A 13,121-nucleotide genomic window follows, 5' to 3' on the forward strand; every position below is an offset into this window, starting at 1 on the left:
TTGCGCTGAATGTACGCGCTGACGCACATTCGCCGTACATTCAGCGCAAGTGAACGCCGTCAGCGGTGGTCGGCGGCGAGGGCGTCAGAGCGGGGGCACCTGGCACCACGAGATCGACGAGCCGTTGAGGGCGACCACGGGCTCGCCGTCGGCGACCTGGAGGATGCGCGTCTCCGGCCGCTGGGGCAGCGGCAGCTGGTACGTGTCGTAGCGGTTGTCCACGGCATCCGGCGCCATCAGCACCGCGACATAGCGCGCGCTGGGCGAGACGCAGACCTGGATCACGGCATCCGTCTCGGCGGTCTCGGCGAGCACGGTCGCCGCACCGTCCGCCGCCACCCGGGCGATCGAGGTGCGCCCCGTCGGTATCCCGGCCGCGTCGAGCACCGCCGCCGTGCGGATCGTGGAACCGTCCGGGAGGGGGGTGATCGAGCTCGTGCCGCCGAGATCGGGGTCGGGCGTCACCAGCGGCTGCTCGCTCGCGTCGGTGAGGTCGATGACCGCGGCCTGGTCGATGCGGTCGACGACGGCCTCGCTGGACCCGCGCGCGATCCCGTTGATGGCGATCGCCGCGCCCAGCGCCGTCGCCCCCTCGCCAGCGGATCCGGTCAGCAGCAGCGATCCGTCGAACGACAGCAGCAGGATGCTGTCGGTGTCGGGCACGAACCGCCACTCGGCCACGCGCGGGTCGGCCCCTTCGACCTCGATGGCCACGGGATCGGCGTCGGGGTCTCCGAGCGAGGCCGTGAACAGGCGGCTCTCGCGGCCGGAATCGGCGTCGAGCTCCGCGTCCGAGAACGTGTAGCCGATGCGCTCGCCCCGGTCGGCCGTCTGCAGGTTGGACACGTACCCGTCGGCGCCGTCTTCCACCGGCAGCGGCAGGTCCTGCGCGTTCTCGCCGTCGAGGTCGGTGACGATGAGCCCCGCCCGGTCGTCGTCGGTGCGCACCGACACCACCAGGTGCTCGGCGGTGGCGCGGAAATCCTCGATGTGCGGGTGGCGGAACACCGGCACGGCATTCTGCCCGGTGAGGTCGGTGCGGTAGATCAGGTCGCCGTCGTTGGTGTCGCGCTGCAGCAGGAAGACGTCTGCCGGCGGGGTGCGGAAGGTCTCGGTGAACGTCGCGGTCGGCCCGCCGCCGAGCGACGCGACGTCGTCGATGGTGACCGTGTACTCCGTGTCGTCCCACAGCGGCAGCGTGAACCGCACGCCGACGCTGCGTCCCGACGTGTCGACCACGAACGGCGTCGCCGGGGTGATCGTCACCTGCGACGGCTCGACCTCGGCGAGCGACTGCGTCGTGGTCACGATCAGACGGGATCCGGATGCCGCAGCCGCGGCCGCGGGATCCACCGACGTCTCGGAGACCCGCGGCCCCTGCGCGACGCTCGCCGCCGCCCCGGCGAGGCCGAGCACCGCGAGCAGCCCCACGACGATGCCGAACGCGGCGACGAACGCACGGCTGCGACGGCGCCCCGACCGCGTGCGGCGGCTGCCGGCGTCAGTACTCATACGGGTCCTCGGGCTCCGCGATCTCCTCGACCGCGCCGGCGTCGACCACGAGACGACCGTCGGACGAAGAGCGCACGGTGCCCGTGATCGTCACCCACTGTCCGGTGCCCGGCGATGCGACGGCGCCGACGACGGGCAGGCTCGCGGGCTGCGCGTCGATCACGCAGTGCGTGATGACCAGGCGCGTGAGATCGAAGGCGCCGTCGGCCGCGGCGTCCGCCGGGGTGACGAAGCCGGTGAGCTCGATCGCGTCGCCGTCGAACGCCTCGGGGTTGGTCGCGGTCGCGAACACCGTCGCCCAGTCGCCGACGCCGAACGACGCGGTGTCGCCGGTCGAGGCCAGCTGCACGGTGTCGGCGCCGCCGAAGAGGGGCGTCGCCCCGACGTCGCGCGACATGGCGAGCTCGGCCGACAGCGACGCCGGCGGCAGCACCAGCGTCAGCACGACCACACCGGAAGCCGCGACCCCGCCGAGGACGGTGGCCGTCACGGCCGCGGGGTGGCGCGCGTCGTGGTCGTGGTCGCGCATCGGCTCGAGCGTTTCGACTCGCTCGTTCCTCGCTCGCTCAACGACCGGACTCCCGGTGGTCGAGCGAGGGCGACGAGACGAAACGCCACCGCCCCCGCCTTCGGCCCCGGTCGTTGAGCGAGCGAAGCGAGACGAAACGCCCGGCGCCCCCGCAGAACCGTGGCCGTGGTCGTGGCCGTGGTCGGCCTCGGCGCCGAGCGGCAGCGCGAACGACGCCACGGTGCCGACGAGCACCAGCACCGCCATCGATACGGCGAACCAGGTCGAGTCCGGGTTGATGTACAGCGCGAGCCGGTCGGTGACGGCGAGCGTGATGGTGACCACGGCGAGCGCGGCGGCGAGCCCGACGCCGAGCCACCGCGTGCCCACGAATCCGGCGTTACGCAAGGAGGTTCACCGCCGTCCCGATGACGAAGGCCGACAGCACCACCACGACGACGATGCCGGCGAGCGTCCGCCACGTGAAGGTCGTGCGCATGAGGGCGAGCATCTTGACGTCGACGAGCGGGCCGACGAGCAGGAACGCGACGATCGACCCCGGCGTGAACGTCGAGGCGAACGACAGCGCGAAGAACGCGTCGACGTTCGAGCAGATCGACACCACCATCGCGAGCGCCATCATCGCGACGATCGACAGCGCGGGGTTCGCGCCGATGGCCAGCAGCGCCTCGCGCGGGATCAGCACCTGCACCGCCCCGGCCAGCGCCGAGCCGATGACGAGCGCCGGCATCACGGCGCGCAGCTCGATCACGAACTGCGCGAGCGTGCGGCGCCACCTGCCTCCCGGTTCGTGCGTGACGAGCTCGCACGTGTCGCGGAAGCGGTCGGTGAGCAGGGCGTCGGGAGACGGATGCCGCGAGTACAGCCACCCGATGAGGTTGGCGATCGCGTACCCGCCGAGGATGCGCGCGACGAGGATGCCGTCGCTGAAGCCGAACGCCTGGTGCGTCGTGAGGATCACGATGGGGTTCACGATCGGCGCCGCGATGAGGAACGTGAGCGTCTCGGGCACCGAGAAGCCGCGCATCAGCAGGCCGCGCGCGAACGGCACGTTGCCGCACTCGCAGACGGGCACGATCATGCCGAGCAGCGACAGCACCGCGCGGCGCGCCCACGCGCGGCGCGGCATCCATCGCTCGATGACCCCCGGCGGCACCCACACCTGCACGACGATCGACAGCACGACGCCGAGGGCGACGAACGGCAGCGACTCGATGAGCACGCTGATCGCGAGCGTGAGCCCGTCCTGGGCACGGGTGGGCAGGGATGCCGGGAACAGCGTGGGCGCGAGCCAGTCGACGAGGAACAGTCCGGCGACGAGGGCGAGGCCCACGCCGAGCCACAGCAGCGTGCGCGCCTGCGCGGACGGCCGCGGCGCGGCATCCGTCATCGTCGCGTGATCGTGCCCCGCAGAGCGCGCCCGCGTCGTCGGGTCAGATCGCGTCACGCTCGGCGTCACGCTTGTCGTCGGCGGCCGCCGCACACGACCCGCAGAGCCCGAAGATGTCGACGACGTGCTCGGCGTCGCGGAATCCGTGGCGCTCGGCCGTGCGCTTCGCCCACTGCTCGACGTCGGTCGCCTCGATCTCGACGGTGAGCCCGCAGGAGCGGCAGATCAGGTGGTGGTGGTGGCCCGTGCTGGTGCAGGCGCGGTAGAGCGCCTCGCCCTCGGGGCTCTGCAGCGAATCGGCGTCGCCCTGGGCGGCGAGCCCGGCGAGCGTCCGGTACACGGTCGCCAGCCCGATGCCGGTGTTCTCGTCGCGGAGGGCGGCGTGCAGCGACTGTGCGCTCACGAATCCGCGGGCGTCCGAGAGGGCTTCGCGCACGCGCTCGCGCTGCCACGTGTTGCGCTGGACCATGCGGGCGAGTCTACCGACGGGTCCTGGACGTCGGCCGGGCGCGGTCCGCGATCACGCGGCCGCCCTCGTCACGCGGTCGCGGCGGGCTCCGACGATGCGGCACACGACGTAGATGGCGAACGAGATCGTCGTGATGTACGGGCTCACGGGGAGGGTCCCCATGATCGCGAGCAGGATGCCGCCTACCGCCGACACGAAGCCGAACAGCGCCGACAGGAGGGGCACCGAGAGCGGCCCCGACGCGATCCGCACGGCCGCAGCGGCGGGCGTCACGAGCAGGGCCATGACGAGCAGCGCGCCGATGATGTGCACCGCGACGGCGACGATGAGCCCCAGCAGCAGCATGAACACGAGCGAAACGGCGGTGGTCGGCACGCCGCGCGCGGCGGCCGACTGCGCGTCGAGCGAGTCGAACCGCAGGGGGCGCCAGATCAGCAGCAGGCCCAGCAGCACGACGGCGCCGATGCCGATCAGCCAGCCGAGCTGGTCCGACTGCACCGACACGATCTGTCCGGTGAGCAGGCTGAAGCGGTTGGCGCTGCGGCCGTCGTAGAGCGAGAGGAACAGGATGCCGAGGCCCAGCCCGAACGGCATCAGCACGCCGATGATCGAATTGCGGTCGCGGGCCTTCGCCCCGAGCACCCCGATGATCGCCGCGGCGATCAGAGACCCGATGATCGACCCGGTGACGACGTCCCATCCGATGAGCAGCGCCGCGGCGGCGCCCGCGAACGACAGCTCGCTGATGCCGTGGACGGCGAACGCCATGTCCCGCTGCATGACGAACACGCCGACGAGCCCGCCGACGAGCCCCAGCACGGCGCCGGCCCACACCGAGTTCGATACCAGTCCGAGGATCTCGCCGTAGAAGGGCAGCCCGCCGAACATCGCGTCGGCGATGTCTTCCCAGTTCACGCGTGCGCCTCACCGTCGTGGTGGTGATGGGATGCCTCGGCATCCGGCGCGCCGACCACCACGAGCCGGTCGCCGGCGCGCAGCACGAAGACGTGCGCGCCGTAGAGCGCGGTGAGCACGTCGGAGCGCAGCACCTCCTGCGGCGTCCCCAGCGTGAAGCGGCCGTTGGCGATGTAGAGGATGCGGTCGACCTTGCCGAGCACCGGGTTGATGTCGTGCGTCACGAGCAGCACCGCGGCATCCTTCTCGCGGCGATGCCGGTCGATGAGACCGATGACGGCCTGCTGGTTGGCGAGGTCGAGGCTCGTGAGCGGCTCGTCGCACAGCAGCAGCGGCGGATCGTCGGCGAGGGCCTGGCCCGCGCGCAGGCGCTGCTGCTCGCCGCCCGAGAGGAGCCCGACCGGCCGATCGGCGAACTCGCGCGCGCCGACGGCGTCGATGAGCGTCTCGACGCGGGCGCGATCGCCGCGTCGCGGGATCGGCGGGCCGAAGCGGTGGCCGTCGACCCCGAGGGCGATGAGGTCGCGTCCGCGCAGCGAGGTGTCGCGGGGCAGCGGCCGGGCCTGCGGGATGTAGCCGATGCGCCGGTTGCCGCGGCTCGTGACGGGTGCGCCCTCGACGGTGATCTCGCCGCGCGAGAGCGGCTCGAGTCCCAGGATCGCCCGCAGCAGGGTGGTCTTGCCCGAGCCGCTGGGCCCGAGCACGGCGACCACCTCGCCGGCGTGCACGTCGAGGTCGAGTCCCGACCACAGCTCGCGGTCGCCGCGCTGCAGGGCAGCGTTCCTGATGCTCAGCACCACGGGACGACCGGCGTGCGCAGAGGCGGGTGTCACGCCTGCAGCGCCGTACTCAGCGCCTCGATGTTCGCCTGCATCCACGAGATGTAAGTCTCCCCCTCGGGCAGCGTTTCCGAAAACGCGATCACCGGGATGCCGAGCCCGTCGGCCTCGTCGACGATCTCCTGCGTCTCGGCGCCGCCGGTCTGCGCGTTGGTGATCACGACGCTCACGTCACCGCCCCGCACGAGCGCGAGGGATTCGAGCAGCGTCGCGGGCGCGACATCCTGCCCCTCCTCGACGGCCTCGCTGAACGCCTCGGGGGTCGCGTTCTCGAGCCCTGCGGCCTCGATCAGGTACACCGGCACCGGCTCGGTGACGAACACCTTCTCGCCGCCGTGCGCGGCGCCGATGTCGCCGAGCGAGGCCTCGAGCGTCTCGACCTCGGCGCCGAACGCCTCGGCGTTCGCGATGAAGGTCTCGGCGTCGGCCGGGCTCAGCTCACCGAGCTCATCGGCGATCGCAGAGGCGACGTGCGCGATCGTGTGCGGGTCGTACCAGACGTGCTCGTTGAAGCCCTCGACGTGGTCGTGCTCGTGCTCGTCCGCTTCATGCTCATCCGCCGCGTGCTCATCGGCCGCGTGCTCGTCCGCCGCGTCGGCGGCGGCATCCGTCTCTGCCGCCTCCGTCCCGGTGGGGTCCGTCTCCTCGGCGCTCCCCTCGGCGGGCGGGTCGGCGTGGCCGGCGTTGTCGGGCCAGTCGTGCGAGTACTCGACCGCGGTGACGACCGGGGCCTCGGTGCCGCTCGACTCGATGAGCGCGTCGATGAACGCGTCGTAGCCGCCGCCGTTCTCGATGATGAGGTCGGCCTTCGACACCGCGAGCTGGTCGCGCGCGCTGGGCTCGAACGAGTGCGGGTCCTGCGACTCGTTGCTGACGATCGAGGTGACGTCCACGAGGTCGCCGCCGACCTCGGCCGCGATCTGCCCGTAGACGTTCGTCGACGCGACGACCGAGAGCTTTCCGCTCGCCTCGTCGCCCGCCTCGGCCGTGCCCGCGCATCCGGCGAGGACGAGGGCGGATGCCGCCCCCAGGCCGAACACGGGCAGAAAGCGTCGCAGCGAAGTCATGTGAGCGACTCTAACGCTAATGAGAATCGTTCTCAAATCGCTGGCGGCGCCTCGCATGGAGCGCGCCCCGCAGCTCGCGTCGACGGCGCTGATATCGTCGGGCCGTGCAACTGCAGGCCGTCCGCCGTTCACTGCTGCTCGCCCTCCCCTTCCAGGCGGGCACCCTCGTCGTGGCTCTCGCGCTCTCGGCCGTAGGCCTGCCGACTCAGGTGCTGCTCACGGTGCTCCTCGCGCTGTCCATGTGGGCGCCGGCCGCCGCCGAGCTCGTCTTCCGCACGACCCTGCCGCGCGCGCTGCAGCTGCACTACCTGATCTTCATCACGCTCGGCCCGTACGCGGGCAGCGCGCTGAACGTCTACGTCGCGATCGCCGACTGGGACACCCTGATCCACTTCGACTCGGGAGTCATGCTCGCCTGGCTCGGGATGCTGTGGGTCCGGCGCATCGAGGAGCGCTCGAGCATCTCGCTCCCCGCGTGGTTCTCGCTCACCGTCATCCAGCTGACCGCCATGGCCTTCGCCGCCGCGTGGGAGATCTGCGAGTTCGCGAGCGACCAGCTCATCGGAACCGTGTCACAGGGCGGTCTGGAAGACACCATGGCCGACATCATGGCGGGCACGATGGGCGGCCTGTTCGCGATCACGCTGCTGCTGATCCTCGGACGCCCTCGCTCGCTCGCGCCCGCCTCGCTCCTGCGCGCCTCGCACCGTGTCCCTCGGGAGTCCGCGACGACCAGCGACGACTGAGCCACGGCGCGGATTCGCGCCTGGGCGATGCGGGCCGGGTAGCTCGCGGCATCCACCGCGTCAACCCCGGCGGCCGCACGCGCAACCCGACCTACCGTGGCCCGCATGTCGGATCCGTCGCTCCCGAGCGGGCTGCCCTGCCGACGGCAGCTCGCGGTGACCTGGGGAATCCCCGACCGCTACGGCGGCATGACGGCGGCTCTCCTGCACCGCTCGCGACTGTTCGCACGCGCCGGCGCGACAGCCGACGTCGTGACCTTCGAGTCGCGGCCCGACTACGACGTCGTGCGCGCCGACCTCGAGGAGCGCGGCGAGCTCGACGACGGAGTCGTGCTGCGCAACATCTACGAGGACTTCCGTGCGGCAACCCGCACCGCGATGCCGGCGCCGTCGCGGCCGTCCCCGGCGCCCGCGGCGCGCCCGCCCGACGATGAGATCGTCACCGCCGCCGGCACGGTGCGTCGCTGGACGACCGGCGACGTGCTCGTGCGGGTCGAGCATCTCCGCGCCGACGGCACCCTCGCCGTCCTCGAGCAGCTGCCGCGTGCGGATGCCTCCACCCGGGTCGTGACCGCCCTCGATGTCCACGGGCGCGTCACGGGCCGGTGGGAGTCGCTCCGGCGCTTCCGCTTCGCCTGGCTGGACGAGGTGCTCGCCGGCGAGCCCGCGGTGGCGGTGGTCGACAGCAAGGTCGCGGCCCACTCGCTGCAGCACTACCGCCGTGCGAACGTCACGCTGATCCACCTGGTGCACGGCGCGCACCACGACGCCGCGGGGCGGCTGACGCAATCGCGTCGCGAGCTGTTCGAGCACCTCGACCGGTGGGATGCGGTCTGCTTCCTCACCGAGCGCCAGCGCGACACGGCGATCGCCGCGCTCGGCGACACCGGCGGACTCCACGTCGTCCACAATGCGGTGACCGTGCCGGATCGGATGCCGCTGCGGCCGCCCGACCGGCTGCACGGCGTGATCGTGTCGCGGCTCAGCCGTCTCAAGCGCCTCGATCAGGCCCTGGAGGTGATGGCGCGCGTGCGAGCGCTCGGCGTGCCGGTGACCGCCGAGATCGTGGGGGACGGCCCCGACCGCCGACGCCTCGAGAAGGAGGCGGCCCGGCTCGGCCTCGACGGTGTGGTGCGCTTCGCCGGCTACACGACGAACGCTGCGGAGCGCTTCGCGGACGGCGCGTGGACGCTCCTCACCAGCCGCTCCGAGGGCGAGTCACTGTCGCTCCTCGAGGCGATGGGCGCCGGCTGCGTGCCCGTCGCGTACGACATCCCCTACGGCCCGGCCGAGCTGATCCGGCCGGGCCGCACGGGTCACCTCGTGGCCGACGGAGACATCGCCGCCGCGACCGCGGCGCTCGTCGAGCTCTGCACGCTCGATGACGACGCCTTCGCCGAACTGCGGCGCAGCGCGCGGCGCGTGGCCGAGGAGGGTCACAGCGATGACGCGGCACTCGCCCGGTGGGCCGAGGTCGAGCGTGCCGCGATGCGCCGGCACGACGACAGCCGCCGGCGGGCCCGCCGCTCGTTCGTGCGCCGCGCGGTCGGACGCGCGGTGCGGGTCAGTCGAGGAGCAGTGCGGGCTCTTCGAGGATCGACGCCACATCCGCGATGAAGCGCGACATCCCGTCGCCGTCGACGACCCGGTGGTCGAACGAGCCGGCGACCGTGGTCACCCAGCGCGGACGCACCTCGCCGTCGACGACCCACGGCTTCTGGCGGATCGTGCCCAGCGCCACGATCCCGGCCTCGCCCGGGTTGATGATCGGGGTGCCCGCGTCCATGCCGAAGACACCGATGTTGGTGATGGTGATGGTGCCGCCGTGCTGGTCGGCGGGGGTGGTCTTCCCCTCCCGCGCGGTCAGCGTGAGCTTCTCCAGCGCCCGGGCCAGTTCGCGCATCGAGAGATCCTGCGCGTCCTTGATGTTCGGCACCAGGAGCCCGCGCGGAGTCGCCGCGGCGATCCCGAGGTTGACGTAGCGCCGGACGCGGATCTCGGCGCCGCCCTCGGCATCCACCCACGCGGCATTGACCATCGGGGTGCGCCGCGCGGCCCAGATCACGGCGCGCGCCATGATGAGCAGCGGCGAGACCTTGACGTCCGCGAAGTCCGGCGAGGTCTTCAGCCGCTTGACCAGCTCCATCGTGCGAGTGGCGTCGACGTCGGTCCACACCGAGACGTGCGGGGCCGAGTACGCCGACTGCACCATCGCCGACGACGTGGCCTTGCGCACGCCCTTGACCGCGATGGTCTCCTCACGGCCGGCGGCGTCGGGAGCGGGCGTCGACGGCGCGACCTCCGCGGGGCCGGGCGTCGACCGGGCGGCGGTCGCCGGCGCGGCGACCGAGATGGTCTCTTCGCGCACGTCGCCCCACTCGGGCGTCTCGATGTTGCGGAAGACGCTCGCCTGCGACGCGTGGCGCACGACGTCGTCGCGGGTGACCTCACCGGCGGGGCCGCTCGGCGCGACCGCGGCCAGCTCCACCCCGAGATCGCGGGCGAGCTTGCGGATCGGGGGCTTCGCGATGATGCCGACGGATGCCGCGACTCGCTCGGCCGCCGGCACCGCGGGCCTGCGACGGCGCGACTGGACATGACCGCCCGTCCCGTACCCGACGAGCACGGCGCCCGCGCCCTCGGCCGCTTCGGCGGGTTCGCCGTGCTCGGACTGCCCGACGGTCGCCGGGGACGCGGCATCCGTCGTCGAAGAGATGGTGATGATCGCCGTGCCGACGTTCACCGTGTCGCCCTCGGCGGCGAGCAGCTCGCCGACGGTGCCGGCGAACGGCGAGGGCAGCTCGACCAGCGACTTCGCGGTCTCGATCTCGACGAGCACGTCGTTGACCGCGACGCTGTCGCCCGGGCCCACCCGCCACTGAACGATCTCGGCCTCGGTGAGGCCTTCGCCGACATCGGGGAGGACGAACGTCTGGGTCGAGCTCATGGAGTGTCCTTTCGAAGAACCCGGTCGTTGAGCGAGGGAGCGCCAGCGACCGAGACGAAACGCGCCGAACCGAACCGAGACGCCGGGTGCAGGCGTTTCGTCTCGCTCGTTCCTCGCTCGCTCAACGACCGGGAGAAGGTTCCTCGGTCGCTGAGCGAGGGAGCGCCAGCGACCGAGACGAAACGCGCCGAACCGAACCGAGACGCCGGGTGCAGGCGTTTCGTCTCGCTCGTTCCTCGCTCGCTCAACGAGCGGGAGAAGGTTCCTCGGTCGTTGAGCGAGGGAGCGCCAGTGACCGAGACGAAACGCGCCGAACCGAACCGAGACGCCGGGTCCAGGCGTTTCGTCTCGCTCGTTCCTCGCTCGCTCAACGAGCGGGAGAAGGTTCCTCGGTCGTTGAGCGAGGGAGCGCCAGCGACCGAGACGAAACGCGCCGAACCGAACCGAGACGCCGGGTGCAGGCGTTTCGTCTCGCTCGTTCCTCGCTCGCTCAACGACCGGCTCCCTCTCAATAGGCGAGGGACCGGTCGACGGCCTCGAGGATCCGGTCGGCGTCGGGCAGGAAGACGCCTTCGAGCTTGGCAGGGGGGAACGGCGCGTCGAACCCCGACACGCGCAGCACGGGGGCCTCGAGCGCGTAGAACGCGCGCTCCATCACGGTGGCCGCCACCTCGGAGCCGAGCGACGTGAAGCCCGGCGCCTCCTGCGCGTAGACCATGCGGCCGGTGCGCCGCACCGATTCGAGGATCGGCCCGTAGTCCACAGGCGAGAGCGAGCGCAGGTCGATCACCTCGATGCTGGTGCCCTCGGCCTCGGCGAGCACGGCGGCCTGCAGCATCGTCGTCACCATGGCGCCGTGGCCGACGAGCGTGACGTCGGTGCCGCGGCGGACGATGCGCGACGCGTGCAGCGGCAGCGCGCGGGCCGACGTGTCGACCTCGCCCTTCTGCCAGTATTTGCTCTTCGGCTCGAGGAAGATGACCGGGTCGGCCGAGGCGATCGCGTCCTGGATCATCCAGTAGCCGTCGTTGGGTGTCGACGGGCTCACGACGCGCAGTCCCGGGGTGTGCGTGAAGTACGCCTCGGGGCTCTCCTGGTGGTGCTCGATGGCGCCGATGTGCCCGCCGTACGGGATGCGGATGACGACCGGCATCTGCACCGCACCCTCGAGGCGGTTGGTGATCTTCGCCAGCTGCGAGGTGATCTGGTCGAACGCGGGGAACACGAACCCGTCGAACTGGATCTCGACCACCGGTCGGAACCCGGCCAGCGCCAGCCCGATCGCCGTGCCCACGAGTCCGGACTCCGCCAGCGGGCTGTCGATCACCCGCTGCTCGCCGAACTCCGCCTGCAGGCCCTCGGTGATGCGGAAGACCCCGCCGAGCTTGCCGATGTCCTCACCCATCAGCAGCACGCGGTCGCTGCCCGCGAGGGACGCGCGCAGGCCGGCGTTGATGGCCCGGCTGAGCGGCATCGTCTGGACGGCCGCGGCCGCGTCGGCTTCCGTCGCGCTCGTCGCGCGGATGTCGGTGTCGGTCACGATGCGCCTCCCTCGAGGGATGCCTCGTACCCGGCGAGCCACTCCCGCTGCTCGGCCATGAGGGGGTGGGGTTCGGAGTACACGTGGGCGAACATCTCGTCGGGCTCGAGTCCGCCCAGCGCGTTGGTGCGCGTGCGGATGTCGTCGGCGAGAGCCGCACCCTCCGCGTCCACCTCGGCGAAGAACGACTCCGACGCGCCGCGGGCGAGCAGGAAGGCCCTCATGCGGGCGAGGGGGTCGCGGCGACGCCACGCCTCCTCCTCGCTCGAGGGGCGGTACTTCGTGGGGTCGTCGCTCGTCGTGTGCGCGCCGAGGCGGTAGGTCATCGCCTCGATCGCCTGCGGTCCGCCGCCGGCGCGCGCGTCGTCGAGCGCGGCCCGCGTGACGGCCCAGCTCGCGAGCACGTCGTTTCCGTCGATCAGCGTGCTCGGCATCCCGTAGCCCGCGCCGCGCTTGTACAGCGGCGAGCGCGACTGCGTCGAGACCGGCACCGAGATCGCCCACTGGTTGTTCTGGAGGAAGAACACCTCGGGGGTGCGGTAGCTCGCGGCGAAGACCATCGCCTCGTGCACGTCGCCCTGGCTGGAGGCGCCGTCGCCGTAGTAGACGATGACGGCCTCGTCGCGATCGGCGTCGCCGGTGCCGCAGCGCCCGTCGAAGACGAGACCCATGCCGAACCCCGTCGCGTGCAGCGTCTGCGAGCCGAGCACGAGCGTGTAGATGTGGGTGTTGCCGTTCTTGGGGTCGGTCGGGTCCCATCCGCCGTGCGTCAGTCCGCGCATCACGCGGATGATGTCGATCGGGTCGACGCCGCGGATCTTCGTGACGACGTGCTCGCGGTAGGACGGGAAGATGTGGTCCTGCGTCCGCGCCGCGCGTGCGGAGCCGACCTGCGCGGCCTCCTGGCCGTAGCTCGGCGGCCAGAGGGCGAGCTGTCCCTGGCGCTGCAGGTTGGTCGCCTGCACGTCGAACGCGCGGATGACCGCCATGTCGCGGTAGAACGTCTCGAGGTCGGCATCGGTCAGCGCATCGACGGCGGCGCGATATCGCTCGGCCGCGGGGGTCGGAGCGAAGGTGCCGTCCGCTTCGAGGAAGCGGACGAGTGCGGGGTCTTCGGGCACGGTGGTCTCCGAAGGTGCCGGGGCGCCAGTCGTCACCAAGTCTTCA

12 protein-coding genes are annotated in these 13,121 nt (G+C 71.8%); 2 read left to right on the forward strand and 10 right to left on the reverse strand.

Features of this window, described 5'->3' with window-relative positions; translation table 11 throughout:
* Positions 1–84: 84 nt before the first annotated feature.
* The 7 genes from ABG085_RS19090 to ABG085_RS19120 are packed head-to-tail and all read right to left on the reverse strand — an operon-like array spanning position 85 to position 6,721.
* Positions 85–1,512: a hypothetical protein gene (locus ABG085_RS19090; RefSeq protein WP_347977325.1), complete on the reverse strand. Its 1,428-nt coding sequence runs from the start codon at positions 1,510–1,512 to the stop codon at positions 85–87.
* On the reverse strand, positions 1,502–2,410 hold the full coding sequence (locus tag ABG085_RS19095) for a TIGR03943 family protein (protein WP_347977326.1): 909 nt from the start codon (positions 2,408–2,410) through the stop codon (positions 1,502–1,504). Before ABG085_RS19095 ends, ABG085_RS19090 begins: the two co-directional genes overlap by 11 nt.
* 10 nt (positions 2,411–2,420) lie before the next feature.
* Positions 2,421–3,431 (reverse strand): permease, encoded by a 1,011-nt coding sequence (locus ABG085_RS19100; RefSeq protein WP_347979243.1) that lies wholly within the window; start codon positions 3,429–3,431, stop codon positions 2,421–2,423.
* A 43-nt stretch (positions 3,432–3,474) separates the two neighbouring features.
* A complete protein-coding gene (locus ABG085_RS19105; protein ID WP_347977327.1) occupies positions 3,475–3,900 on the reverse strand; it encodes a transcriptional repressor in 426 nt (141 codons plus the stop codon).
* Positions 3,901–3,951: 51 nt separating this feature from the next.
* A complete protein-coding gene (locus ABG085_RS19110) occupies positions 3,952–4,815 on the reverse strand; it encodes a metal ABC transporter permease (protein WP_347977328.1) in 864 nt (287 codons plus the stop codon).
* Complete coding sequence (locus tag ABG085_RS19115) at positions 4,812–5,648, reverse strand: metal ABC transporter ATP-binding protein (protein WP_347977329.1); 837 nt, start codon at positions 5,646–5,648, stop codon at positions 4,812–4,814. Before ABG085_RS19115 ends, ABG085_RS19110 begins: the two co-directional genes overlap by 4 nt.
* Positions 5,645–6,721, reverse strand: a complete 1,077-nt coding sequence (locus ABG085_RS19120; protein ID WP_347977330.1) for a zinc ABC transporter substrate-binding protein — start codon at positions 6,719–6,721, stop codon at positions 5,645–5,647. The genes ABG085_RS19115 and ABG085_RS19120 overlap by 4 nt, the downstream gene beginning before the upstream one ends.
* 104 nt (positions 6,722–6,825) lie before the next feature.
* Here ABG085_RS19120 and ABG085_RS19125 point away from each other — a divergent pair, with 104 nt between their 5' ends.
* Together ABG085_RS19125 and ABG085_RS19130 are read left to right on the forward strand one after the other, a co-directional pair.
* Positions 6,826–7,467 (forward strand): hypothetical protein, encoded by a 642-nt coding sequence (locus tag ABG085_RS19125; RefSeq protein WP_347977331.1) that lies wholly within the window; start codon positions 6,826–6,828, stop codon positions 7,465–7,467.
* Between the two features lie 105 nt (positions 7,468–7,572).
* Positions 7,573–9,084: a glycosyltransferase gene (locus tag ABG085_RS19130; protein ID WP_347977332.1), complete on the forward strand. Its 1,512-nt coding sequence runs from the start codon at positions 7,573–7,575 to the stop codon at positions 9,082–9,084.
* On the opposite strand, the gene ABG085_RS19135 is transcribed toward ABG085_RS19130, so the two are convergent.
* The 3 genes from ABG085_RS19135 to ABG085_RS19145 form a co-directional block, all read right to left on the reverse strand.
* Positions 9,032–10,414 carry a dihydrolipoamide acetyltransferase family protein gene (locus ABG085_RS19135; RefSeq protein ID WP_347977333.1) on the reverse strand — a complete coding sequence of 461 codons (1,383 nt, stop codon included), beginning with the start codon at positions 10,412–10,414 and terminating at the stop codon, positions 9,032–9,034. The two genes, ABG085_RS19130 and ABG085_RS19135, sit on opposite strands and share 53 nt — an antisense overlap.
* Positions 10,415–10,922: 508 nt before the next feature.
* Complete coding sequence (locus ABG085_RS19140; protein WP_347979244.1) at positions 10,923–11,888, reverse strand: alpha-ketoacid dehydrogenase subunit beta; 966 nt, start codon at positions 11,886–11,888, stop codon at positions 10,923–10,925.
* Between the two features lie 62 nt (positions 11,889–11,950).
* On the reverse strand, positions 11,951–13,075 hold the full coding sequence (locus ABG085_RS19145) for a thiamine pyrophosphate-dependent dehydrogenase E1 component subunit alpha (protein WP_347977334.1): 1,125 nt from the start codon (positions 13,073–13,075) through the stop codon (positions 11,951–11,953).
* Between the last annotated feature and the right edge of the window lie 46 nt (positions 13,076–13,121).

The sequence above is a fragment of the Microbacterium sp. ProA8 genome (genome assembly GCF_039905635.1).
Lineage (GTDB): Bacteria > Actinomycetota > Actinomycetes > Actinomycetales > Microbacteriaceae > Microbacterium > Microbacterium chionoecetis.